This is a genomic window from Streptomyces sp. Y309 (assembly GCF_056712025.1).
On record NZ_CM160048.1, the window covers coordinates 985,181 to 1,009,612 of the forward strand.

Sequence of the window (24,432 nt, forward strand, 5' to 3'; positions counted from 1 at the left end):
CGATCCGCGTACGGAGCCCGCCCCATGCACAGCCGCCCCGCCCACGAGCACGATCCTTTCGTACGGGTCCGGGGTGCCCGCGAGCACAATCTGCGCGGGGTCGACGTGGACGTTCCGCGCGACGTCATCGCCGTCTTCACCGGGGTCTCCGGCTCCGGGAAGTCCTCGCTCGCCTTCGGCACGATCTACGCGGAGGCGCAGCGGCGCTACTTCGAGTCGGTCGCCCCGTACGCGCGCCGCCTGATCCACCAGGTGGGCGCACCGAAGGTCGGGGAGATCACGGGGCTGCCGCCCGCGGTCTCGCTCCAGCAGCGGCGCGCGGCGCCCACGTCCCGCTCGTCGGTGGGCACGGTCACGACGCTCTCCAACTCGCTGCGGATGCTGTTCTCGCGCGCGGGCGACTACCCGGAGGGCGCCGAGCGGCTCGACTCCGACGCGTTCTCGTCGAACACGGCGGCCGGGGCCTGCCCCGAGTGCCACGGCCTCGGCAAGGTCCACCGCACGACGGAGGAACTGCTCGTACCCGACCCCTCGCTCTCCATCCGCGAGGGCGCGATCGCCGCCTGGCCGGGCGCCTGGCAGGGCAAGAACCTGCGCGACGTGCTCGACACCCTCGGGCACGACGTGGACCGCCCGTGGCGCGAGCTGCCGCAGGCCGACCGCGACTGGATCCTGTTCACCGACGAACAGCCGGTCGTCACCGTGCACCCCGTCCGCGAGGCGGGCCGCATCCAACGCCCGTACCAGGGCACGTACATGAGCGCCCGACGCTATGTGATGAAGACGTTCGCCGACTCCAAGAGCCAGACGCTCCGTGCGAAGGCCGAACGCTTCCTGGCCAGTGAGCCGTGTCCGGCCTGCGGCGGCAGTCGGCTCCGGCCGGAGGCGATGGCGGTCACGTTCGCGGGCCGCACCATCGCGGAGCTGTCCGCGCTGCCGCTGTCCGAGCTGGCCAAGTGCCTTGAGGAGGCGGCTGGTTCGGGAACTGGCGCGGGCGGGGCGGAGACGGCCGGGGTCCTCACCGCCGATCTCCTGGCCCGCATCGGCACGATCACCGAGCTGGGCCTCGGCTACCTCTCCCCCGACCGTGCAACGCCCACCCTCTCGGCGGGCGAGCTGCAACGCCTGCGCCTGGCCACGCAGTTGCGCTCGGGCCTGTTCGGCGTCGTGTACGTCCTGGACGAGCCGTCGGCCGGACTGCATCCCGCCGACACCGAGTCGCTGCTCACCGTCCTGGACCGGCTGAAGGCGGCGGGCAACTCGGTGTTCGTGGTCGAGCACCACCTGGACGTGATGCGGCACGCGGACTGGCTGGTCGACGTGGGGCCGCGCGCGGGCGAGCACGGCGGGCGGGTGCTGCACAGCGGCCCGGTGGCCGATCTCGAGGCGGTGGCGGAGTCGGCGACGGCACGCTTCCTGTTCGACCGGGAGCCTGTGGCGGTACGTCAAGTACGTACGCCGCGCGGCTGGTTGAAGGTCGGGCCGGTGTCGCGGCACAACCTGCGGGACGTGACCGCGGAGTTCCCGCTGGGGGCGTTCACGGCGGTGACGGGGGTTTCCGGGTCGGGCAAGTCGACGCTGATCGGTGAGCTCGCCGAGAACGCGGCGGATCTCGCGGGTGTGGACCGGCTCGTGTGCGTGGATCAGAAGCCGATCGGCCGCACGCCGCGCTCCAACCTCGCCACGTACACCGGGCTTTTCGACGTCGTCCGCAAGGTCTTCGCCGAGACGGACGAGGCGCGGGCGCGCGGCTACGGCGTGGGGCGCTTCTCCTTCAACGTGGCGGGCGGGCGCTGCGAGACGTGCCAGGGCGAGGGGTTCGTGAGCGTCGAGCTGCTCTTCCTGCCCAGCACGTACGCGCCCTGCCCGGACTGCGAGGGCGCCCGCTACAACCCGGAGACCCTTCAGGTCACCCACGGCGGGCTCACCATCGCGGACGTGCTCGACCTGACCGTCGAGGCCGCCGCCGGCTTCTTCGCCGACACTCCCGCCGTGCTGCGCAGCCTGCGCACGCTCCTCGACGTCGGGCTCGGCTATCTGCGGCTCGGGCAGCCCGCGACGGAGCTGTCCGGCGGCGAGGCGCAGCGGATCAAGCTGGCCAGTGAGCTGCAGCGGGTGCGGCGTGGGCACACCCTCTACCTCCTCGACGAGCCCACCGCCGGGTTGCATCCCGCGGATGTGGAGGTGCTGGTGGGGCGGTTGCACGAGTTGGTGGACGCGAGGCACTCCGTGGTGGTCGTCGAGCACGACATGGCTGTGGTGGGCGGGGCGGACTGGGTGGTGGATCTGGGGCCGGGGGGTGGTGCGGCCGGGGGGCGGGTGGTTGCTGCGGGTACGCCCGCCGACGTGGCTGGGGTCGGCGGGAGTCGGACTGGGGCTTATTTGGCGCGGGTGGTGGGGCGGTAGGCCCTGCGGGGCTTTCCCCGCTGCGTCCATTAGCGCGCTCCGCGCGCGGGCGCCCCTTCCCGAAACCGGGGGCCGCCGCCCCCGGACCCCCGCTATCGGCCTGAACGGCCTCGTCCTCAAACGCCGGACGGGCTGAAAGGCCTCACCTGGCCTGCGGTGATAGCCGAACTCGTATCAATCCGCGACCAATTCGCTCTTGGACATGATGCTGCGTCACCTGCTTCGCTGCCGTCATGAACACCAACGGGAGTCCCAACAGCCCCGGTCGCCGCGTCCTGCTGCGCGGTGCCGCCCTCGGCGCGGCCGCGCCCCTGGTACCCGCCGCCGCGTCCGCCGACAGCCCGGTGGGGGCCGCGCGCCCCGGTCACCGCGGGTCCGCCGCCACGTATCGCTGGCTCGGCACGTCCGGGTGGCGTGTCGACGTGGGCGAGGGGGACGGGAAGAAGAAGACCATACTTGTCGATCCTTACGTCACGCGCTTCCCCACCGGGCTCTCCACGGGTGACTTCGACGCCGCCACGCCGCTGCGTACGGACGAGGCGTTGGTGCGGCGGCACGCGGGGGAGCCCGAGGTCGTCCTCGTCACCCACAGCCATTGGGATCACTTCAACGACGTTCCCTACCTGGCCCGTTCGACGGGTGCGCGGGTCGTCGGCACGGAGACGACGTATCACCTGCTGCGGGCGCTCGGCGTGGACGGCGGGCAGATCTCGGTCGTCAAGGGCGGGGAGGTGCTCGACTTCGGCGGGTACGTCGTCGAGGTCGCCGCCTCGCTGCACAGCCGCAACGCGAAGTACTCGTACTTCGCGCCCGGCACCCTGCACGCGCCGCCCGCCGCGCCGAAGACCGTGTCCGACCTGCCGGAGGGCGACACCCTGGCCTTCAAGGTGACGCCTCGAGGCGCGCCCTCGGCGCTGTTCATGGGGGCGAGCAACTTCGACGAGCGGGCCTTCCGGGGGCTCGCGCCCGACATCGCGATGGTGGCGGTGGCGGCGAGCAAGGCGACGTACGCGTACGTGCCGCGGCTGCTCGACGCGCTCGGCCGGCCGGGGGTGGTCGTGCCGGTGCACTGGGACGACTTCGAGCGGCCGCTGAGCGAGGGGCCGCACGCCGACCGCACGATGGACCTCGACGCGTTCACCGCCGAGGTCCGCCGGGCAAGTCCCCGCTCGCGCCTGGTCGTTCCGGACTACCGGACCGTGTACGGGGGCGACCTGCGGCCCCGCCGCTAACGGCTCACCTTGCGCGTCGCCCGCAGCCACTCCTTGTTCATCGCCGCGATCGACGGCAGCGGGATGCCCTTCGGGCAGGCCGTCGCGCACTCGCCGGTGAGGGTGCAGCCGCCGAAGCCCTCGGAGTCCATCTGGGCGACCATGTCCAGGACGCGGGTCTCGCGCTCGGGGGCGCCCTGCGGCAGCACGTTGAGGTGGTTGACCTTGGCGGACGTGAACAGCATCGCCGAGCCGTTGGGGCAGGCCGCGACGCAGGCGCCGCAGCCGATGCACTCGGCGTGCTCGAAGGCGAAGTCCGCGTCCGGCTTGGGCACGGCGGTCGCGTGGGCCTCCGGGGCCGAGCCGGTGGGGGCGCTGATGTAGCCGCCGGACTGGATGATGCGGTCGAAGGCGGAGCGGTCGACGACCAGGTCCTTGATGACCGGGAAGGCGGCCGCCCGCCACGGCTCGATGTCGATGGTGTCGCCGTCCTTGAAGGACCGCATGTGCAACTGGCAGGTCGTGGTGCGCTCGGGCCCGTGCGCGTCGCCGTTGATGACGAGCGAGCACGCGCCGCAGATGCCCTCACGGCAGTCGTGGTCGAAGGCGACCGGCTCCTCGCCCTTGACGATGAGCTCTTCGTTGAGGGTGTCGAGCATCTCCAGGAAGGACATGTCGGAGGAGATTCCATCCACCTCGTACGTGGACATCGCTCCTTCGGCGTCGGCGTTCTTCTGGCGCCAGACGCGCAGGGTGAGCTTCATGCGTAGCTCCGCTGAGTGGGGTGGACGTACTCGAAGGTCAGGGCTTCCTGGTGCAGCACGGGGGCGTCGCCCGTCGCTGTGAACTCCCAGGCGGCGGCGTACGAGAAGTCCTCGTCGACGCGGGCGGCCTCGCCGTCCGGGGTCTGGGACTCCTCGCGGAAGTGGCCGCCGCAGGACTCGGCGCGGTGCAGCGCGTCGAGGCACATGAGCTCGGCGAGCTCCAGGTAGTCGACGATGCGGTTGGCCTTCTCCAGGGACTGGTTGAACTCCTCGCCGGTGCCGGGGACCTTGATGCGGCGCCAGAACTCCTCGCGGATCTGCGGGATGCGCTCCAGGGCCTTGCGCAGGCCGGTCTCGGTGCGGGCCATGCCGCAGAACTCCCACATGAGCTCGCCGAGTTCGCGGTGGAAGGAGTCGGGGGTGCGGTCGCCGTCGACGGACAGCAGGAGGTTCAGGCGGTCCTCGGTCTCCGACAGGACCTCCTGGACGGCCGGGTGGTCGGCGTCGACCTCGTCCTTGTGCGGGTTGCGGGCGAGATAGTCGTTGATCGTGGAGGGCAGCACGAAGTAGCCATCCGCCAGGCCCTGCATCAGGGCGGAGGCGCCGAGACGGTTCGCCCCGTGGTCGGAGAAGTTGGCCTCGCCGATCGCGAACAGGCCGGGCACGGTGGTCTGCAGGTCGTAGTCGACCCACAGGCCGCCCATCGTGTAGTGCACGGCGGGGTAGATCCGCATCGGTACCTCGTACGGATCCTCGTCGGTGATCCGCTGATACATGTCGAAGAGGTTGCCGTACTTGGCCTCCACCGCCTTGCGGCCCATGCGCTCGATGGCGTCGGCGAAGTCCAGGTACACGCCCTGGCCGCCGGGGCCCACTCCCCTGCCCTCGTCGCAGACGTTCTTGGCGGCGCGCGAGGCGATGTCGCGCGGGACGAGGTTGCCGAAGGACGGGTAGATGCGCTCCAGGTAGTAGTCGCGCTCGTCCTCGGGGATCTCGTTCGCCGGGCGGGTGTCCCCCTTGGCCTTGGGCACCCAGATGCGGCCGTCGTTGCGCAGCGACTCGCTCATCAGCGTGAGCTTGGACTGGTGGTCGCCGGTGCGCGGGATGCAGGTGGGGTGGATCTGCGTGAAGCAGGGGTTCGCGAAGTAGGCGCCGCGCCGGTGGGCCCGCCACACGGCCGTCGCGTTGGAGTTCATGGCGTTCGTCGACAGGTAGAAGACGTTGCCGTAGCCGCCGGACGCGAGGACGACGGCGTCCGCGAAGTACGTGTCGATCTTGCCGGTGATCAGGTCGCGGGCGACGATGCCGCGGGCCCGCCCGTCGACGACGATCACGTCCAGCATCTCCGTACGCGGATGCATCTCGACGTTGCCCGCGGCGATCTGCCGCGAAAGCGCCTGGTACGCGCCGAGGAGCAGCTGCTGTCCGGTCTGGCCGCGCGCGTAGAACGTACGCGAGACCTGCACGCCGCCGAAGGAGCGGGTGTCGAGCAGGCCGCCGTACTCCCGGGCGAACGGCACGCCCTGGGCGACGCACTGGTCGATGATCTCGACGGAGATCTGCGCGAGGCGGTGCACGTTGGACTCGCGGGCGCGGAAGTCGCCGCCCTTGACGGTGTCGTAGAACAGTCGGTGGATGGAGTCGCCGTCGTTGCGGTAGTTCTTCGCGGCGTTGATGCCGCCCTGCGCGGCGATGGAGTGGGCGCGGCGCGGCGAGTCCTGGTAGCAGAACTGCACGACGTGGTAGCCCTGTTCGGCGAGCGTGGCGCCCGCCGAGCCGCCCGCGAGGCCGGTGCCGACGACGATGACGGTGTGCTTGCGGCGGTTGGCGGGGTTGACCAGCTTGGCCTCGAAGCGGCGGGTGTCCCAGCGCTCGGCGACGGGGCCCTCGGGCGCCTTGGTGTCGGCGACCGGCTCGCCGGTGGTGTACTCGGAATAAGAATTCATCGGTCAGCTCACCACTCCGGTCATGACACCGACGGGTACGGAGACGAAGCCCGCGGTCAGCAGCAGCGCGAGGCCGTTGGCGCAGGTCTTCAGGACGCGGTCGCGGGTCGCGTTGCCCACGCCGAGGGTCTGGGCGGCACTCCAGAAGCCGTGCCGGACGTGGAAGCCGAGGGCGACCACGGCCGTGATGTAGATGACGTTGCCGTACCAGGTGGAGAAGGTGTCGATGACGTTCTGGTACGGGTGCAGGTGCTCGTAGCCGCCGGGGTGCACGGTGCCCGTCGTCAGGTCCAGGATGTGCCAGACGATGAACAGGCCGAGGATGATCCCGCCCCAGCGCATGGTGCGGGTCGCGTAGCTGGAGCGCGGCTTCTTGTGCACGTACTTGCTGGGGCGCGCCTTGATGTCGCGGCGGCTGAGCTGGTACGCGGACACGGCGTGCGCGACGACGGCGGCGACGAGTCCGACGCGGACGACCCACAGCGTCCACTCCCAGCGCATGACGGGCTCGCCGAGGGTGCGCAGCCAGTGCGCGTAGTGGTTGAAGTCGCCCGGACCGAAGAAGATCTTCAGGTTTCCGATCATGTGGGCGACCAGGTAGAGCAGCATGATCAGGCCGCTCACCGCCATCACGGTCTTCTTGCCGACGGTGGAGTCCCACACGGTGCGCGGGAGGGACGGCCGTCGGTCGGTCCGCGTTGCCAGAGCCATGTCACGAACGCTACGGCCGAAGGTCCCGATCAGTCCAAGAGATGCTCCTGCTCATCTCCATAGGCTTGGCCTATCGATATCGTATCGTGGTGCGCATGCAGTTCCAGCAGCTTCTCTACTTCGTGGCGGTCGCCGAGACCCGGCACTTCACGCGGGCCGCCGAGCAGGTGCACGTCTCGCAGCCGTCGCTGTCGCAGCAGGTGCGGGCCCTGGAGAAGGAGCTCGGCGCCGAGCTGTTCAGCAGGGCGCGGGGGAACATCGCGCTCACGGACGCGGGCGAGGCGCTGCTTCCGCTGGCCCGCCGCATCCTCGCCGACGCCGACACCGCGCGCATCGAGGTGCAGGAGCTGGCGCAGCTCCGCCGGGGCCGGGTGCGGCTCGGGGCCACGCCGAGCGTCTGCACGGGTCTGCTGCCGCAGGTCCTGCGCGACTTCCACGACCGGCACCCCGGTATCCAGCTCCTGATCGAGGAGGGCGGCAGCCACGACCTCGTACGCCAACTCGCGCGCGGAGCCCTGGACCTGGCCCTGGTCGTGCTGCCGCTGCCGACGCCGTCGCCCGCCCTGACGACGGTGGAGCTGCTGCGCGAGGACCTGGTCGTCGTGTCGTCACCGGACGCCCCCGGCCTCGGCGCATCCGCGCGCGTCGCCGACCTCCAGGGCGAGCGCCTTGTGATGTTCCGGCACGGCTACGACCTGCGCGAGCTCACGGTCGCCGCCTGCCGCGCGGAGGGCTTCGAGCCCGAATTCGCCGTCGAGGGCGGCGAGATGGACGCCGTCCTCGGCTTCGTCCGCGCGGGCCTCGGCGTCGCCGTCGTCCCCCGCATGGTCGCCGAACGCGCCGGCAGCGGCCTCCGCATGACGCCCCTGTCCCGGCCCCGGCTGCGCCGCACCATCGCCCTGGCCCACCGCAGCGACGTCGCACCACCGCGGGCGGCGCGGGAGTTGCAGGGGATGCTGCTGGCACGGTGAGCGCACCTGAAGGCCCGTCACCGGCTCATGCGGCGCACTTCCGAGCGGGCCGCTGAGCCGCTCATGCACCGAATGCACTCATTAGAGCTACTTTCTGCCTACGTCGGTGATGCGGCGGGGAGATCGTCCGCAGTCCGGCCGTCCGTGCGGTTCAGCGGCGGCCGCAACGCGCTGCACAACTGCACTGCACAACTGCACTGCACACCTGCGGAGAGGAACCCCATCGTGAGATGAATCAGTACGGCGCTGGCCGTGGCCTTCGCCTTCGGCGTCGCGCTCGTCCCCGCGGCGGCCCAGGCCGAGCCGCCGCCCCAACTGCCCCGCTACACCTGCCAGGTGATCTACGAAGAGGACTACGGCGACACCCTGGACGCCGACGGCCACAACTGCACGCCCGCCAACGGCGCCCCCGCCGAGGGCGAGATCACCGTTCCCTTCTACATCGCCGATGGCGAGGCCGGTTACATCTGTGGGTACGGACGGGTCGAACCGCCCTGGGTGTGGACCCATGACTGCACCCGCGTAGAAGAGCCCGGATAGGCCTGAGAACGCCGGTGGGGTCGGCCGGGCGCCCGGCCGACCCCGCAGTCCGGGAACCGGCCGGCCGCGCAGGGGCGTCTCAGCCCGTCGCGTCCGCCAGGGCCAGTTCGTGCAGGCGGTCCGGCGGGCCCGGGCGTGCGTAGTACCAGCCCTGGGCCGTGTCGCAGCCCAGTTCGCGCAGTTGGTCGGCCTGGGCGCCGGTCTCCACGCCCTCGACCGTGACCGCGAGGTCCAGGCTGTGGGCCAGGGAGACGATGCCCTCGACGATCTTCAGGTCGACCGGGTCGGCCGGGAAGTGCTGCATGCCCTGGGTGAAGGCGCGGTCGAGCTTGAGGATGCTGACGGGCAGGCGGCGCAGGTTGGCGAGGTTGGAGTAGCCCGTGCCGAAGTCGTCGAGCGCGATGTCCACGCCCATCTCGGCGAGCCTGCGCAGCGGCTTGAGCAGATCGTCGTCGGCGCCGATCAGGGCCGACTCGGTGACCTCCAGGCACAGCGCGCCCGGCGCGAGGCCCGCCCGCTCCAGGATCTCGACCGTGTCGGAGACCAGGCCGGGGTGGGTGAGCTGACACGGCGACAGGTTCACGTTGACGCGCAGCGGTCCCGTGGCCTCGTCCGCCCCGGACACCGCCTCCCAGGTGCGGGCCTGACGGACCGACTCCTCCAGGACCCAGCGCCCGAGCGGCACGATGAGACCCGTGTGCTCGGCGAGCGGAATGAAGCGGTCCGGGCTGATCACGCCGTGCTGCGGGTGCAGCCAGCGCACCAGAGCCTCCGCGCCGCGCACGCTGCCGTCGCCGAGGTGCACGAGCGGCTGGTACTCGATGAAGAACTCGCCGCGCTCCAGGGCCACCGGGAGCGCCGTGGTCAGGCCGTGGCGCGTGATCGCGCGGGCGTCGGCCTCCGGGTCGGCCAGCTCGTAGCGGTTGCCGCCCGCGTGCTTCGCCCGGTACATCGTGATGTCGGCGCTGCGCAGCACCTCCGCCGCGCCGCGCTCGGCCGCGGGGCCCTCGACGATGCCGATGGAGCCGCGCACGGTCAGCTCGCGCCCCTCGACGCGGATCGGGGCGGCGAGGGCGTTCATGATGCGCCCGGCCAGCTCGTCGACCTCGCGCTCGGTGTCCGGGCCGGTCGTCAGCGCCACGAACTCGTCGCCGCCGAGCCGCGCCACCATTTCGCCGGGCGCCGTCGCGCAGGCCTGGAGGCGGTCGGCGACCTCGACGAGGAGGCGGTCGCCCGCCGCGTGCCCGAGGCTGTCGTTGACGGTCTTGAAGCCGTCGAGGTCCAGATAGCAGAGGCCGAACCGGGCGCCCGCGCCCGCCGACAGGGCCTTCTCCAGGCGCTCGAAGAACAGCGTCCGGTTGGGCAGGCCGGTCAGCGCGTCGTGCGTGGCCTCGTAGCGCAGGCGCAGGTTCAGGAGCCGGCGCTCGGTGGTGTCCTCCATCAACGCGAGCTGGTACTGCGGGACTCCGTCGGCGTCGCGCAGCAGGGACACCGTCAGATTGGTCCACAGGACGGTGCCGTCGGGGCGGTAGAAGGCCTTCTCGACGCGGTAGTGCTCGCGGTCGCCGCGTACGAGCTCCTCGTACAGCCTCCAGATGTGCGGCGAGTCGTCGGGGTGCGTCCACTCGGCCACGTTGCTGCCGCGCAGCTGGTGCTCCAGGCCGCCGAACATGCGGACCAGCGCGTCGTTGGCCTCCAGGACCGTGCCCTCGAGGTCGGCGATGCCGATGCCGATGGCGGCGCCGTGGAACACCGCGCGGAACCGCGCCTCGCTGGCGTGCAGCGCTTCGGCGACGGTGCCGCGCGCGTCGAGGGCCGCCCGGGATATGGCCTCCTGCTCGGCGAGGGTCCGCTCGCGCAGTGCCCGGGCGAACCCGGCGGCGACGGCGTGCTGGATCCGGGAGCAGCGCGCCCGCAGCTCCTCGCGCTCACCGGCACCGCCCGCCCGGCCCGCCTCGGCCTCCGCGGCGTCTTCGCCGCAGTACAGCACGAGGTAGGCGTCGACCACGTCGAGCGTGCGGCTGAGCGCCTCCGGCTCGGTGCAGTGCGTCGCCACCAGCGCGGCGCCCACGGCCTCGCCGTCGGCGGCACGGAACGCCCGCCCCGCGAGGGCCTGCCGCAACTGCCCGGCGAGCGGCAGCAGTTGGTGCTCGAACTCGGGGCGGGTGAGCGAGGTCGCGGTCACCGGGAACAGCGCGCGGCTCCAGATGGTGGCGAACCTGCGCAGTCTGTCCTCCGGCCCGTCCGGCTCCGCGCTCAACGCTTGCGTCCCACGCCGGCGAACCCGGAGAAGGACCACGGGTCCTCCTCCGCGAGCTCCGTGTCGGCCCGCCAGTGCGGCATCGGCACGAGGCCGGGTTCCACCATGTCGTATCCCTCGAAGAACCGCGCGATCTCAGCACGCGATCGCATGATCAATGGATTGCGGATGTCCTTGTAGACGGCGACGGTGCCGTCCGCCTGTTCCCGCGGAACCGGTATCCCTTCGTACGAGGCGTGCGTCACGGCGATCAGGCTGCCGGGCGCCAACGCGTCCCGCAGCTCGGCGACCGCCGCGTACGGATCGTACGCGTCCTCGACGAAGTGGAGTATGGCCACCAGCAAAAGCGCCACCGGCCGGTCGAGATCCAGAAGGGCCTTCACCTCGGAACTGCCCAGGATGTCGCGGGGTTTGCGCAGATCCGCGTAGGCCGCCGCGGCCTGGTCATTGTCTTCGAGAACCGCACAACTGTGCGCAACGGCGACCGGATCGTGGTCGACGTACACGATCCGAGCGGTCTCGTCGGCCTCCTGTGCGATCTCGTGGACGTTGCCGAACGCGGGGATACCGGAGCCGATGTCGAGGAACTGTGTGACGCCCTCGTCGACGGAGAAACGTACAGCTCGGCGCATGAAGGCACGATTCGCCTGCATGATCTTGGGTAACCCCGGCATGAACTCCATCGCCTTGCGGGCGGCCTCCCGGTCCGCCTCGAAGTTGTGCGAGCCGCCCAGGAAGTGGTCGTACATCCGGGCCACGCTCGGCATCGTGATGTCGATGCCCGGCGGGGCCCAGTCGGGACGCTCCATCAACACTCCAAGGCTTAGGGGGAGTCAAGGCGAGCCGGTGTTCGAAGGTGAGGCTACTGATCGCCGGCCAACGGAGCGAGTCAAACCGGAAATTGGCCGTCCGTTCTCGGTCACTGCCTTTGGCAAGTGCCGTGGACAGCCCAAAGAACCGGCCCATTCCTTCCCTTTGGTACGGAAGGAACGGACCGGTCGGTGTGGGGGGGGAGGCTGTCGTGGCCCTCGCGGGGGAGGCTGTGGTGGCCCGGCGGATTCGGCGGACCGCCGGGCCGCGGCGGCCGCTGGGGGGCTACTTCGTGGCGCCCACCGGCTTGCCGTTGGGGGCCGCGGCGTACCAGGTGCCACCGACGCCCTGCCCGTTGGTGTCGCCCGGCTTCTTGTCGCCCGCGAAGGTGTACAGCGGCCAGCAGTCGATCGTCTGCTGCTTGATGCCGTCGGGCCGGTCGAAGGTGACGAAGCCCTTCTTCAGGATGCCCTTGGTGTCGTTCTTCTCCACCGGCTTCACGACCGGCCATTTCTCCAGGCAGGCGCCGGTGCACGCGGACTTCATCGGCCAGGCGGAGTCCTTCGTGAAGCGGTAGACGGTCATGCCGTTCTTGTCGACGACGATCTCGCCCAGCTTGGGGTCGTTGCGGGTGGAGAGCCCGGCCAGGTCGGCTGGCTGGGCGGCGTCGCCGCCGGCCTCCGCGTCGTCGCCGTAGCCGGAGTCGGCGCCCGAGTCGGCGCCGGAGTCCGCACCGGCGCCCGCGCCGCCGGGTGCCGCCTTCTTGCCGTCGGGCGCCGCGGCGTACCACGTGCCGCCCACGCCCTGGCCCTTGGCGTCGCCCGGCTTGGCGTCCTTGGCGTACCGGTACATCGGCCAGCCGTCGATCGTGAGCTGCTTGGTGCCGTCGGACCGGGCGACCTCGCCGAGCAGCGACTTGTCGACGCCGGGCGGGGCCTCGGCGCCCTTGGCGGCCACCACGGGCCAGGCCGTCTCGCAGGCCCCGTCGCAGTTGGACTTGGGCGGCTGGGCGGTGTCCTTGTCGAAGCGGTAGAGCGTGAAGCCCGCGCTGTCGGTGACGACCTTGCCGAGTTTCTTGCTGTCCCACACGGCCAGTTGCCCGGCGGCCTTCGCCTTGCCCGCGCTGTCCGCGGCGCTCCCGGTGTCCGAGCCGTAGCCGTTGCCCGAGCCATAGCCGTCGCCCGCGTCCGCCCCGTCCTTGACCGGGGCCTGGTTGCCCACGTTCTGGCCGTCCGGGGACTGGTCTCCCTTTTCCTGGCCGCACGCCGTCGTCAGCGCCAGCATGGCCGCAGCAGTCGCTACGAGGGAGGCACTCCGCCGGGCCCGGGGGGAACCCCCTGATACATGCTGCATTGGTAACTCCCGCTGTGTGCTTGGCTGTTGTGACGCAGTCGCGTCACGGTGACGCCTGCTGCGTCACGCATGGCCCTAGGTACGGGCGGGACCGGCCGGAGCGTTCAACGCGATCCCGAAATTCTTTCGGGTGGGCCGTGCGCGGGCGCGGAAGGGTTGCGGCGGGGAGCCGGTGCGCAGGGGGCGCGCGAACCCGCGTACGGCCGCTCCCACCTTCGGACGATTGGGCGACGGCTCACGCCCTCGCGGACGGCGCACGGTCCATGATCTCCGTCGTGCCCGGATCCTCCAGGGGCCTCACGGCCCCCGTCACGCGCGCCCTGGCGCTGCTCACGCTGGCCTGGCTCCTCGGCGCGCCGGCGGGCGCCGCGGCGGTGCCCGCCGATGCCTGTGCGTACGCGTCGACCGGTCAGGGCGGGGGCGCGACGGCCGTCGCCGGCGACGGTGCGCAGTGCACGCCGAGTCCCACGCCCCCGCCGAAGCCGACGCCGACGCCGATTCCCCCCAAGCCGAAGCCGACGCCCGTCCCGAGTCTGCCCAAGCCCACCCTCGTACCGCCCCCAAAACCCACGCCTCCACCCCCGCCGCCTCCCTCCCCCAAACCCTCACCTCCGCCGCCCCGAGCGGCCCCCGAACCCCCTCCGCCCCCACCGTCCCGCACTCCCCCACCACCCCCGAAACCCCAGCTCGCACCCCCTGCCGACCCCACACCCACCCCCACCCCCAGCACCCGTCGCCCCACCCCGTCACCCGAGCCCGTCGTCTACCCCGCGTACCACTCCCCGCCGCGCAAGCAGCCGCCCCGCGGCGGGCCGTCCCTGGTCTCGCTCACCCTGCTCGTCACCGCGCCCGCGGTGTTCGCCGTCGCCGCCCTGCGACCGCGCTGACCGCCGGAGGACCCCTTGTCGGAATGGCTTGTTCTCACCCTCGCGATGGCCGCCGCGTGCGCCGTCGTCCTCGTCATCGTGGTGCTCCGGCACCGACGAACCTCCACGGACTACGACACTTCGGAAACGCCCGACGTGATGGAGTACATGACGATGATGATCGGCGTGGTGTACGCCATCGTCCTCGGCCTGGCCATCGCCGGCGTCTGGGAGGCCCGCAGCGCCGCCCAGGATCATGTGCGGGCCGAGGCCCAGGCGCTGCACGAGGTGCACGAGCGGGTGCGCGTGTACCCGGCGAAGGAGCGCGAGCGGATCCGGGACGACGTACGGGCGTATGTCGGCCATGTCGTGACCACGGAGTGGGACACCATGACCGACAGCGGCGAGATGACCGACCGCGGCGACGACCTGCTCACCCAACTGCGCAACGACGTCACGGACTTCAAGCCGAAGACCGACTTCCAGGCCCAGGCCTACCAGCCCCTCATCGACCAGGTCGCCCTCGCCGACGACGCCCGCGGCAACCGCGCCGACAGCGCGGGCGCCACCATGCCCGGCGTCGTCTGGTTCGGCCTCATCACCGGCGGCCTGGTCACCGTCGGCCTCATCTTCGCCCTCCAGATCCGCCGCACCACCCGCGAACTCATCCTCGCCGGCCTCTTCTCCGCCCTGATCGCCTTCCTCCTCTTCCTCATCTGGGACTTCGACGCCCCCTACAGCCGCGGCATCACGGCCACGGCGGAACCGTTCCAGGAGATGTTCCCGGGGACGGGCGACTGAGCGGGAGCGGGTCGGGAGGACGACGGGCCGGGCACATCCCTGAAGATTTCTCCCCAGAACCCTCCATGCCCGGCCCCTACTCCCCCCTGATCGTCTCCCACTCGTCTCCCAGTCATTTGCGAACCTTCACGAACGACGGCGGGCACGGACCGCGGACATCACCGCGATCTGTCCGGAGGGGAGTGTGCGCCAGCGTGAGCCGACGGCTTTGCGGTGGGCGTGGATCAGGTCGGTGACCAGCTGGACGGTCGCCCTCGACAGCGGCAGGCGGACCCGGTGGTCAGCTTCGGCGTGGCCCCCGGAGGAGCTGGTGTTGTTCTTCACGGACCGCCAACTGCCGCCGGTGGCCCGTCCTCCTTCGGCACGATCGACAGGCCGAGCTGCTCGCACAGCTGCGTGCAGCGCACCGGCTGGCCCGCGTCCCGGACTGCGGCATACAGCTGCTGGTAGTCGGCGGGCAGATCGGCTGGGCCAGCGGCTCCTCCTCGGTCGGCAGCTGGGCCACGACCTGTTCACACAGCGCCTGCCGCCTTCGTTCTGAAGTGGTGTCGACGGGTGGGAGTGGTCACGGAGTGGACTTCCTCATGACGGGATCAGTGTGTGGGATGTTCGGTCAGGGTGTTGATGAGGTCTCGTACGGTGGGTTCGGTGGTGTGGGGGGCGAATCGTTGCCGGAACTGGTGGGCGAGGCCGGGCGGCAGGCTGCCGACGAGGGCGGCGGCGCGGTGGGCGCTGTGGGTGGCGGCGCCGAGTTCGCCGAGGGCCAGCTGTGCGTCGACCACATACAGGAGGCGTCTGGCGGCGTATGGGGAGGGAGAGTCGGGCATGCGCGAAGAGGGGCCGTCGTCGAGCAGCGTGGTGAAGTGCGGCAGTGCCTTCTTGGGCCGGCCCAGATGAAGCCAGGCGGATCCAGAGGACACGGCCAGCCACTCCTCGTCGACGTTGACGCACAGCAGGTCGGTCGCAGGGCCCACGTCGGTCGCATCGGCGGCGAGTGCGCTGGTGGCTCGATCCAGAGCCCGGGTGCTGGCGGTGCTGTCTCCGAGGCGGGCGTGGGCTTGGGCCTCCCTGGTGTGCAGGGTGACCGCGAGGCCGGCCGGGGGGTGCCGGACGATCGCCCGTATGGCATGGACCAGGGACAGCATGTCCCTGGGATCGCCGGCTACGAAATGGCGGGCCGCCAGGTCGATCATGCCGGAAGCCACCCGGGGCCGTGAGCCCGCGGCGGTGGCGGCGCGGATGGCCGCCAGGGCATACCGTTCCGCCCTGGTGTCCTCGCCCAGGCAGCCACTGAGCCATTCGCACAGCGCGGCGGTGCGGGCGGCGAGGAGGAGCAGCCGGGCCCCGGCTTTGCGTTCGTAGCCGCTGCTGGTCAGGAGTGTGGTGAGCAGCCGGTGTTCTGCGCGGGCGGCGAAGTACAGGGCCATCGGGGTGGCCGATGTCGCTGTCTCCTGCAGTTCGAGTGCTGCGACACGGGCTTCGATACGGGCCAGCGTGTCGGGGGTGACGGGGCGTCCGTCGCGGGTGGGTGGCGGCTGCGGGTCGGCCAGGGCGGCAAGTGTCGCCCTGATCTGGGCGTCGAGCGCGGGGCCGGTGACGGCGAGGTAGGAGCGGGGCCGCGTATCGGCGAGCCGCGCGGTGCTGTACAGGGCATCGATGGCGGCCTGGGAGGTCCACGACTGGTTCAGCAGCGTGGCGTCGTCGGTGGCCAGGTACAGCCAGCGGGGCCAGCCGAGGCGCAGCACGTCCTCCGGGCCCACACCGTGGATGTGTGCGATGGCAAGTTGCGTGTTGGGCTCGGGTTCATTGCGCCCGGACTCCCAGTGCAGGACCGTGTAGTGGGTCCTGACCATCTTGGGCCCGAAGCCGAGTTCGTTGTGGGCTTTGGCGATCAGGCGTGCGTAGTCGGTCTGGGAGAGGCCGAGCGATTCCCGTGCCGCCTTCAACGGGTGCCGTGCAATATCGGATGTGCCTGGTCTCTGGTACATGCCCTTACCCATGGGTAATTGAACGGTCGCCGAATCGTAGAGAGCTTTTCCGGGCCGCACCAGTAGAGCCGGGCAAGGCACCCCTTAGTCACATCCGAGTTCATTGAGACGCGGCACGGATCACGTTTTCCTGAGTCCTGCGAGCCCGTTCCCTCCGGTTCTGCGGAGGGGCCTGTGGCGCATCGCTCCATCCGGCGAATGACCAGGGAGAGCGTCTTGGACAGTCAGTTCGATTCCACCGTTGCCGCGTACGAGCAGAGCATGGACCGCTTGCCGTTCCGCGAGCATGTCGAGGCGTACAGCCTGTCGAAGGCCATGGGCAGCCTGGTGGGACTCGCCGTGCTCGACCTCGGCTGCGGTACGGGCCTTTATGCGCGGCGCTTCCGTGCCGTGGGCGCCAAGCGGGTGGTAGGCATGGATACGTCGAAATCCATGATCGAATACGCCCGCCGCAAGGAGGAACAGGAGCGACTGGGCATCACGTACGTGCACCACGACGCCACACGCTCCCTCGACGACGACGGTCTCGCCGACGCCTTCGACCTGGTGACATCCGTCTATGTACTCCCCTATGCGACATCGGAGAATGATCTCGCCGGGATGTGCGCGACGGCCCGTCAGGCGCTGTCCCCAGGGGGTGGGCGGTTCATCGCGATGACCCTCAACCCCGACTTCGCTGCCCACCCCGACTGGTACCGCAGCTACGGCATGACGCTCACCACGGACCGGCCAGGCGCTGAAGGAGCCACGGTCCACCTGACAGCGCGGGTCGGCGAAAACGTCATCGATGTCGACGCCCGCCGGTGGTCGGCCGGTGCCCATGAACGGGCCTTGCGGACCGCCGGGTTCACCACAGTCAACTGGATCCGGCCCGAAGTCTCAGAGGCGGGCCGCAGGTGGTTCGGGGATGACCACTGGACGAATTACCTCTCCCACCCGCACGCGCTGATCATCGACGCCACCGCGGGTCCGGACGACACCCCCGGCAGCGGTACCCACTGAAAGGACCGCTGACGTGGAGTTCCTCATACGGCCGTGCACCGACGACAGCCGGAACATCCTCAACCGCGCCGAGCACGTTCTGATCGGGCTCAGCCCCTGGAACGGCTACTACAAACCCCGGACCGTCGAGGCGCTGGTGGAATGGGCCTGCGCGAACTTCGCGGCCGTGGACGTCTTCGTCCCCGGATACGAGGCCGCCCACACCCTGACCGCGGCCGGCCTCCCACCACGCGAAGCGGTCCACCGCACCCGGCGCGCCGTCAGCCAGCTGCGCAACCCGGCCCAGCGCGCCCTGCGCCGCACCGGTATCACCGACCCGGAGCTCCGCTTCCACAGCTGGACACAACTGGTCAACCGCCCCGCCTACCAGCACACGTTGAAGCGCGTTCGTCATGCCTACCGGACCGATGAAGCGGTGCGCCGTGCATGCCGCCTCACCGCCCGCGGGGCCGTGCTGCACGCCGCCGGGCACGAGCCGACCGAGCAACAGATCGACCAGGCCGTCAGCTACGCCATCGCCGAACTGCCCCTCGTCCTCGACGCGCCGGCGATCTTCGGAACGGAATCCTCCCTGTTCGTCTACCACCGGGACATGGATCTCCTCGCCCCCTTCATCACCGGCAGGAGCACCTGGCTCCGCCCCGCCCCCGGACAGGGATACGCCGTGGTGAAGGCACCCCAGCCCGCTCCCTCACCCGCCCGCCGGTCATGACAGCGAACGGAGCCCGCCATGACGCACCCGACCGACGACCCCGGCCTGCCGTTGCGCTACCCCTTCCCGCCGGGTGACCTCGGCACGCCCCCACCGGTCCTGGACTGGGCCCGCAAGAAGCAACCGGTGTGCCCGGTCGCGCTGCCCAGCGGCGACCGCGTATGGATGGTCACCCGCAAGGACGACATCACGCGCGTCCTCACCGATCCGGACTTCTCCCGCAACCTCACCTACCCCGGTGCACCCCGGTTCGTCGGCGACGACTTCACCTCCGTCCCGGGCGGGATATTCAACCTCGACCCACCCGACCACACCCGGGTCCGCCAGGTGATCAGCCGCTTCTACACCCGCAGCGCCGTCGAACGCCACCGGCCGATGATCGAACAACACGCGGCCCGGCTACTCGACGACATGGCCCACGGCCCGAACCCGGCCGACCTCATGCCCGCCTACGCCGACGCGCTCCCCCTGCACGTGGCCCGTGAAATCCTCGCCGTACCACCCGAGTTGCACAGCCTCTACCACAGCTGTTTCCGCACCCAGACCCACCTCGCCGCTTCCGCGGAGGCAGTCGCAGCGGCCACCGCGGCCATCACCGACTTCACCAGGGAAGTCATCGAGACGAAACGACGGGACCCGGACCCCGACGAACCCATCGGGGCACTGATCCGAGCCCGCTCCGACGACCTCATCAGCGAAGACGAACTGATCGGCACCACCTCCTACCTGTTCGTCACCGGATCCGAACCACTCACCGCCTCGCTCGGCACCGGCATCGTCACCCTCCTCATCCATCCCCGACAACTCCGGGACTGCATCACGGCCCCGGACCTGTGGCCCAAAGCCGTGGAAGAGATCCTGCGCTACCACCACAACGGCGTACTCGGAATGCCCAGGGTCGCAACCACAGACGTCACGCTGCACGACGTCACCATCCGCAAAGGCGAGGGTGTGTGCTGCCCGATGCTCGGAGCCACCCACGACCCCGCGCACTACCCCAATCCCTCCCGCTTCAACATCCACCGCACCACCGACGCCTCGGCCACCTTCGGTGCCGGCCCTCACTTCTGCCTCGGCGCCCCCCTGGCCCGCCTCTTCCTGCAGACCGCCCACCGGGCCCTCTTCACCCGATTCCCGTCCCTCTTTCTCGCCGTCCCCGAGCGCGAGATCCCCTGGGAGGACAACCTCGTCTTCATCAAACCCGCGAGCCTCCCCGTCGCCTGGTGACAGCCGCACGCGCATCCCCGATGACGCAGGATGTTGCTCAGCGCGGTGAGGTACTTGCGGACCACCGGGCGGCGTCGGTACCCGGCGTTCAGGAGCACCCATGAGGGCTGGGGCTGTCAAGGCGCACGACGCCACCCCCGCCCGGAGTGAGTCTTGGGACCCGCGCCGAGTTGATCGCCGTGTGGGACAGCTGCGCCCGACGGTGGTTCCCCGAGTCGCGGTCGTGCGGAGAGGACTCGCAGGCATCCATTCGACCCCGGCCGACCGGGCCGGATCATGCCCCTTCTTCGAGGGCCGGGGGGCTCATTCTGGCAGGCGAGCGCGGCACTGCTGGCTCATGCGCAAACGCAAGCTGGCCCGGAGCTTGGCGTCCGTCCTTGGGATGTGCTGGTCATGCTTGCGTGCACAGCTCCCTTTGCTGCATGGAAGCGATCAGCGACCTCGATTGCGTCGGGTGTCGCCGCACGGACGGCGCGGCTGTAGCCGCGGTCGCGGTACACGATCTCCGTCCCGAGGTGCGCGGTGGACCAGGCCGCCAGGATCTCGCTGGTCCAGTCCGGCAGCACGCCGATGATCGCGGAGGTCTCGATGTCCAAGACGGTGGTCCCGTACTCCCGGGAGCGGCGGAACGCGAAGTCGTCGACACCCAGTACGCGTGGGCTGCGAGCCGGCACCGCACGTGCGTGCAGATGTCCGAGCAGCCGGGCCCGTCCGGTCGGCGCCGCCAGGGCACGGCGCAACCGCGTCCCCGGCCGCCCGCCCACCGCGGGCGCAACGGCTCGCCACCACACCTGCATCCCCGGGTCCGGCACGGGCACATTTGCCGGTCGGGCCTCCACCTGCTCCACGAACGTTCGACGTGGGCAGTCGGCGTTGTCGCAGAAGAGCCGCCGCACCGACACTTCACGGCGACCTGGCGCCCGCCGACCGGCAGCTCGGCCAACCGTCGTAGGCATCTGCTGTGCACACGGCGGGAGTATGCCGAGCAGTCCGGACACCTCAACTCGTGGGCACCAACCTGGCGTTCGTGCTTATCCGGCCTGGCTCAGTCGACGTCGCCGTTGCCCATGAGTTCGAGGAGGCGGGAGAGGACTCGGAGGCAGGTGTCGACCTCGGTGTCGGTGAGGTCGCCGCCGACTTGGCGCAGCACTGCGCGTTCGCGGGCGAGCACGGCGGTGATGGCGGTGTTGCCCTGTTCGGTCAGCTGGATGAGGGATGACCTTTTGTGGGCCGGGTTGGGGGCGGGCTCGACCAGACCTCGTGCGGCCGCGTCGTTGACCATGCGCTGGACGAACTGGCGGCTGAGTGCCTGCGCCCGGCCCATTTGAGGGACGGTCATGGGACCGTGCTCACGGAGCAGGTTGAGTACGGCCCGCACCCCCACCAACAGCCCCTCGACGGACACGTCCTGTTCCACCTTGCGCTGGGTGCGCCGGTACAGCGGGCCTACCAGGTCGAACACCTCGGTGAGTCGGTCGGTCAGCTCTTCGGACGCCAGGCCACGATCTGTCTCATTCACGCCACCATGATGACACCTTGGTTGCCATCCTCCTCCCGACAATGACACCTTGATTGTCATGAATGATCTGTTCTGGCTCGACACCGGCACTGGCCGACCCCTCGTCCTGCTGCATGGCGGCTTCCTGGACCACCGCATGTGGGACGAGCAGATCCCCGCCCTCGCCGGGCGGTACCGCGTCATCGCGCCCGACGCCCGCGGTCACGGCCGGTCCGCCAACGCCACCGAACCGTTCCGGCACACCGACGACCTCGCCGCGCTGCTACGGCACTTGGGCACCGGCCCCACCGTCCTGGTGGGCGTCTCCATGGGCGGAAGCATCGCCGTTGACACCGCGCTGGAGCATCCGGAACTGGTCAGCGCCGTCGTCGTCAGCGGCGCCGGGACCGGTGAACCGTACTTCACCGACCCCTGGACCACTCGCACCTGGACCATGTGGCAATCGGCGATGGCAGCCGGCGACCTGGACGCCGCCGTCGAGGCGTTCACCCTCTTCGCCGCGGGCCCGCACCGCACCCTCGACGATCTCGACCCGGAAGTCGTCGGCCACCTGCGCGAGATGACGCGCAGCACCCTGTCCAAGCACACCCCCGACGAAACCGACCTGCGCATCCCCATCCACGACACCTGGAACCGCGCCGCCAAGATCGACGTGCCCGTGCTGGCCATCAACGGCGCCATCGACTCACCCGACCACCTCGGCATGGCCGAACGCCTCACCAACACCGTCGCCAACGGCAGCGCGACATCGATCGACGGAACCGCCCACTACCCCAACATGGAACGCCCGGACGCCTTCAACAGGGCCCTCGAAGACTTCCTACGTACCGTGTGACCACACAACCCTCAGCCCTGCGATCACCGATCGTCACCACTGGCGGCCAGATAACTCCCCGCCAACCGGCCGCCAGCGGGGAACCATTCTTTTCCCAGTCGATCACAGCCCGCACGGGAGGCAGTGCCGGAGGCGTCGGGGCGCGGGCGCGGTTGTGGAGGCCGGGCGGAGGCGGTCATTCGCCGAGGCCCTGGCCGAACCCGCCGTCCACGGGCAGTTCCACACCGGTGGTGAAGGTCGCCTCGACGGCCAGGTACAGCGCGGCGGCGGCGACCTCTTCCACGGTGCCTCCTCGGCCCATCGGTGTGGAGGCGTTGCCCTGTTCGATGAACTCGGTGCGCTGCTCGTCGGTCAGTTCGGCGACGCCCATGGTGGGGGTGAGGATGAAGCCGGGGGCGATCGCATTGACGCGGATCTTGCGGGGGAGCAGCTCGGCGGCGAGCACCTTCGTGAAGGCGGCGACGGCTTCCTTCGCCCCGGAGTAGGCACTGAGACCGGGGAAGATCTGGTCGTTGGAGACGGTGGTGAACACGATCGAACCACCCTCAGACATCAGCGGCGCCAGTCGCTGGACGGTGAAGAAGGCGCCCTTGGCGTTCACGTTGAAGATGCGGTCCCACGATTCTTCTGTGACTTCTTCGAGCGTCTGGAACTCGGCGATGCCCTGGTTGATGAACAGGTAGTCGATGCCGCCGAGGCGTTCGGCGACCTGATCGCGGAGGGCGGCGATGGCGATGGCGTCAGTGGCATCGGAGCGCACCGGGTGGGCCAGTGGGGTGTTGAGCGCCGCCTGGGCCTCGGCGAGTCGCTGATCGCTGCGCCCGGTGTACATCACTTCGGCGCCGCGGTCGGTCAGGGCTCGGACGACGGCCCGGCCCATGCCGATGGTGCCGCCGGTGACAACAGCCCTTTTACCGGCCAGGGTCGTCGGGTCGATGGGTGAACTGTGCTGGGTGCTGTGGTTCGTTGCCATGCCGGTCAAGCTAAACCTTGACATTGACGTCAGAGTCAAACTTCTGTGCCGGGAGTCACATGTTCATCGGCGAGCTGTCGAGGCGCACCGGCGTCAGCACCAGGAGCCTGCGGTACTACGAGCAGCAAGGGTTGCTGCGACCGCAGCGGCGAGCCAGCGGTTACCGCGAGTTCGACGAGTCCGATGTGGCCGCCGTGCGCCGGGTCCGGATCCTGCTCGCGGCCGGGCTGAATACCGACCTGATCCGGGAGGTGCTGCCCTGTATGGCTGAAGAGGGAGCCATCCTGGCGCCAACCTGCGAGGAAATGGCCCAGGACCTCAGGCACGAACGCGAGCGCCTGAGCCGCTCCATCGAACAGCTCCAAGCCGCCCACACCATGCTCAGCTCGATCATCCACGCAGGCGAAGCGATCACCGCCGGGGTCGGCCGCAACGGATAGGGACGCGAGTTCAGCAGCGGACGCGTCCACGACTCCGCCGGCAGCCTCGGTCGGCTGGTCGAGGCACGCATGAACCGCGTCCGTGCGCCGGAGCGGACGCCTGCGGCAGCTCCTGGTCAGCCGTGGTTGGTGGCGTCGTCCCGGCGCTCCACCGTCAGCAGCGCCTTCGCGCGCAGGGACTGGTAGGTGGCGATCTCGCGGCCGAGATCCCTGGCGACCTGCTCGCGGTAGTGACGGTCGAGCGAGCGGACGAGCCCGGCCCTGCCCACGGACGCGTCGCAGGTGGCGTCGGCGACAGCCACCGCCGTCTCGCGGCGCTTCGCAGCGGCCTCGCCGCGCGCGGTCTTCTTCCGCAACGCCTTGTCGTACGCGTCAAAGACCGCCGACCTTGCCGCGGACGTGTCGCGGTAGCGGTGCCCGGCGGCGGCCATGCACCGACGCCAGGGAGCGTCGAGCGCCACGACCCGCTTGTCCTCAAGGAGCCTGCGGTCGATCTCGGCGTCGAGGTTGGTCGCCACCATCTGCGCCCTCATCCACACCACCAGATTCCCGTAAAGGGTGTGCAGCGCCCGCGCGTTGCAGCCGTCGGCGTACATGTAGGTGTCGCTGCCGTCGGGGAGCTCGGTCTGGACCTTGTGGCCGAGCGTGCCGAAGAGCGCCGCCGTGTACGAGGTCCGCTTCGCCGGGGTCAGGGACCGTACGTAGGCGGCGTTGGGGTCCGCGGGGAGCCGCGCCTTCCGCAGGTGCGCGGCGGCCTGGTATCCGGACTGGCGGCGTCGCTCCACCTGATCACCCCGGCGTGGGTCGTCCTCGCCGGGAGTACGGGGCACGAACCAGGGATTGGGCCGGTAGCGGAAGCCCCGGCCGGCCATGCAGCGGACGACGAGCCGTTCCTGTGCGTCATGGAGCCGCTGCTGCTGCGCCTCGGTGCCTTTGACGCGTGCGAGGGCGGCCCTGTCGAGTACGGTCGGCTGCTCAGGCCGGGCGGAGCGGTGCGGTGCGGTGTGCTCCTGTGGGGAGCACGACGCGAGGAGCAGCAGCGCCATGCATCCGGCGACCGCTGCCCGGCGGGGTGTCACGACTCGCTGCATGGGGGA

The 24,432-nt window shown here is 70.3% G+C and carries 23 protein-coding genes; 11 read left to right on the forward strand and 12 right to left on the reverse strand.

From position 1 onward, the window contains the following. The first annotated feature begins 24 nt into the window (after nt 1-24). The gene (locus tag AC0KTA_RS03460) at nt 25-2,406 is read left to right on the forward strand and encodes an excinuclease ABC subunit UvrA (RefSeq protein WP_481053593.1); all 2,382 of its coding nucleotides are present in this window, start codon (nt 25-27) and stop codon (nt 2,404-2,406) included. Nucleotides 2,407-2,639: 233 nt separating this feature from the next. Continuing rightward, nucleotides 2,640-3,638, forward strand: coding sequence for an MBL fold metallo-hydrolase (locus AC0KTA_RS03465; protein WP_481053594.1), 999 nt, complete (start codon nt 2,640-2,642; stop codon nt 3,636-3,638). Here the strand turns inward: AC0KTA_RS03465 and AC0KTA_RS03470 are convergent. From AC0KTA_RS03470 to AC0KTA_RS03480, 3 genes are read right to left on the reverse strand one after another with little or no spacing between them, the layout of a single operon-like run. Further along, nucleotides 3,635-4,381 (reverse strand): succinate dehydrogenase/fumarate reductase iron-sulfur subunit, encoded by a 747-nt coding sequence (locus AC0KTA_RS03470; protein WP_481053595.1) that lies wholly within the window; start codon nt 4,379-4,381, stop codon nt 3,635-3,637. The two genes, AC0KTA_RS03465 and AC0KTA_RS03470, sit on opposite strands and share 4 nt — an antisense overlap. Further along, nucleotides 4,378-6,327, reverse strand: a complete 1,950-nt coding sequence (locus AC0KTA_RS03475; RefSeq protein WP_481053596.1) for a fumarate reductase/succinate dehydrogenase flavoprotein subunit — start codon at nt 6,325-6,327, stop codon at nt 4,378-4,380. The genes AC0KTA_RS03470 and AC0KTA_RS03475 overlap by 4 nt, the downstream gene beginning before the upstream one ends. Before the next feature lie 3 nt (nt 6,328-6,330). Further along, nucleotides 6,331-7,038 (reverse strand): succinate dehydrogenase, encoded by a 708-nt coding sequence (locus AC0KTA_RS03480; protein WP_481053597.1) that lies wholly within the window; start codon nt 7,036-7,038, stop codon nt 6,331-6,333. Between the two features lie 95 nt (nt 7,039-7,133). On the opposite strand from AC0KTA_RS03480, the gene AC0KTA_RS03485 reads away from it, so the two are divergent. After that, entirely contained in the window at nt 7,134-8,009 is an 876-nt protein-coding gene (locus AC0KTA_RS03485; protein WP_164317895.1) for a LysR family transcriptional regulator, read from the forward strand. Between the two features lie 252 nt (nt 8,010-8,261). Then, nucleotides 8,262-8,549 (forward strand): hypothetical protein, encoded by a 288-nt coding sequence (locus AC0KTA_RS03490; RefSeq protein ID WP_481053598.1) that lies wholly within the window; start codon nt 8,262-8,264, stop codon nt 8,547-8,549. A gap of 79 nt (nt 8,550-8,628) precedes the next feature. Here AC0KTA_RS03490 and AC0KTA_RS03495 read toward each other — a convergent pair whose 3' ends face one another. From AC0KTA_RS03495 to AC0KTA_RS03505, 3 genes are all read right to left on the reverse strand, one after another. Continuing rightward, nucleotides 8,629-10,809, reverse strand: coding sequence for a putative bifunctional diguanylate cyclase/phosphodiesterase (locus tag AC0KTA_RS03495; RefSeq protein ID WP_481053599.1), 2,181 nt, complete (start codon nt 10,807-10,809; stop codon nt 8,629-8,631). Then, the gene (locus AC0KTA_RS03500; protein WP_481053600.1) at nt 10,806-11,618 is read right to left on the reverse strand and encodes an SAM-dependent methyltransferase; all 813 of its coding nucleotides are present in this window, start codon (nt 11,616-11,618) and stop codon (nt 10,806-10,808) included. Before AC0KTA_RS03500 ends, AC0KTA_RS03495 begins: the two co-directional genes overlap by 4 nt. Nucleotides 11,619-11,904: 286 nt before the next feature. Next, nucleotides 11,905-12,903, reverse strand: coding sequence for an SCO0930 family lipoprotein (locus AC0KTA_RS03505; RefSeq protein ID WP_481053601.1), 999 nt, complete (start codon nt 12,901-12,903; stop codon nt 11,905-11,907). Between the two features lie 344 nt (nt 12,904-13,247). Here AC0KTA_RS03505 and AC0KTA_RS03510 point away from each other — a divergent pair, with 344 nt between their 5' ends. Next, nucleotides 13,248-13,859, forward strand: a complete 612-nt coding sequence (locus AC0KTA_RS03510; RefSeq protein WP_481053602.1) for a hypothetical protein — start codon at nt 13,248-13,250, stop codon at nt 13,857-13,859. A gap of 15 nt (nt 13,860-13,874) precedes the next feature. After that, nucleotides 13,875-14,639: a bestrophin-like domain gene (locus tag AC0KTA_RS03515; RefSeq protein ID WP_481053603.1), complete on the forward strand. Its 765-nt coding sequence runs from the start codon at nt 13,875-13,877 to the stop codon at nt 14,637-14,639. 126 nt (nt 14,640-14,765) lie between these two features. On the opposite strand, the gene AC0KTA_RS03520 is transcribed toward AC0KTA_RS03515, so the two are convergent. Further along, on the reverse strand, nt 14,766-14,963 hold the full coding sequence (locus AC0KTA_RS03520) for a hypothetical protein (protein WP_481053604.1): 198 nt from the start codon (nt 14,961-14,963) through the stop codon (nt 14,766-14,768). Between the two features lie 269 nt (nt 14,964-15,232). Continuing rightward, nucleotides 15,233-16,627, reverse strand: a complete 1,395-nt coding sequence (locus AC0KTA_RS03525) for a helix-turn-helix transcriptional regulator (RefSeq protein WP_481053605.1) — start codon at nt 16,625-16,627, stop codon at nt 15,233-15,235. Between the two features lie 216 nt (nt 16,628-16,843). Here AC0KTA_RS03525 and AC0KTA_RS03530 point away from each other — a divergent pair, with 216 nt between their 5' ends. From AC0KTA_RS03530 to AC0KTA_RS03540, 3 genes are read left to right on the forward strand one after another with little or no spacing between them, the layout of a single operon-like run. Further along, nucleotides 16,844-17,629, forward strand: a complete 786-nt coding sequence (locus tag AC0KTA_RS03530; RefSeq protein WP_481053606.1) for a class I SAM-dependent methyltransferase — start codon at nt 16,844-16,846, stop codon at nt 17,627-17,629. A gap of 13 nt (nt 17,630-17,642) precedes the next feature. Further along, nucleotides 17,643-18,341, forward strand: coding sequence for a tRNA-dependent cyclodipeptide synthase (locus tag AC0KTA_RS03535; protein ID WP_481053607.1), 699 nt, complete (start codon nt 17,643-17,645; stop codon nt 18,339-18,341). 18 nt (nt 18,342-18,359) lie between these two features. Further along, nucleotides 18,360-19,568 carry a cytochrome P450 gene (locus AC0KTA_RS03540; RefSeq protein WP_481053608.1) on the forward strand — a complete coding sequence of 403 codons (1,209 nt, stop codon included), beginning with the start codon at nt 18,360-18,362 and terminating at the stop codon, nt 19,566-19,568. A 335-nt stretch (nt 19,569-19,903) separates the two neighbouring features. Here AC0KTA_RS03540 and AC0KTA_RS03545 read toward each other — a convergent pair whose 3' ends face one another. Further along, nucleotides 19,904-20,524 carry a transposase gene (locus tag AC0KTA_RS03545; RefSeq protein WP_481056296.1) on the reverse strand — a complete coding sequence of 207 codons (621 nt, stop codon included), beginning with the start codon at nt 20,522-20,524 and terminating at the stop codon, nt 19,904-19,906. A gap of 89 nt (nt 20,525-20,613) precedes the next feature. Continuing rightward, on the reverse strand, nt 20,614-21,087 hold the full coding sequence (locus tag AC0KTA_RS03550) for a MarR family winged helix-turn-helix transcriptional regulator (RefSeq protein ID WP_481053609.1): 474 nt from the start codon (nt 21,085-21,087) through the stop codon (nt 20,614-20,616). Nucleotides 21,088-21,145: 58 nt separating this feature from the next. Between AC0KTA_RS03550 and AC0KTA_RS03555 the strand changes: the two genes are divergently transcribed. Beyond that, nucleotides 21,146-21,922, forward strand: a complete 777-nt coding sequence (locus tag AC0KTA_RS03555) for an alpha/beta fold hydrolase (protein ID WP_481053610.1) — start codon at nt 21,146-21,148, stop codon at nt 21,920-21,922. A 175-nt stretch (nt 21,923-22,097) separates the two neighbouring features. Here the strand turns inward: AC0KTA_RS03555 and AC0KTA_RS03560 are convergent, their stop codons facing one another. Further along, nucleotides 22,098-22,895: an SDR family NAD(P)-dependent oxidoreductase gene (locus AC0KTA_RS03560; protein ID WP_481053611.1), complete on the reverse strand. Its 798-nt coding sequence runs from the start codon at nt 22,893-22,895 to the stop codon at nt 22,098-22,100. A gap of 59 nt (nt 22,896-22,954) precedes the next feature. Here AC0KTA_RS03560 and AC0KTA_RS03565 point away from each other — a divergent pair, with 59 nt between their 5' ends. Then, nucleotides 22,955-23,335 (forward strand): MerR family transcriptional regulator, encoded by a 381-nt coding sequence (locus tag AC0KTA_RS03565; protein WP_481053612.1) that lies wholly within the window; start codon nt 22,955-22,957, stop codon nt 23,333-23,335. Nucleotides 23,336-23,451: 116 nt separating this feature from the next. Here the strand turns inward: AC0KTA_RS03565 and AC0KTA_RS03570 are convergent, their stop codons facing one another. Further along, entirely contained in the window at nt 23,452-24,426 is a 975-nt protein-coding gene (locus AC0KTA_RS03570; RefSeq protein WP_481053613.1) for a hypothetical protein, read from the reverse strand. Nucleotides 24,427-24,432: the final 6 nt, after the last annotated feature.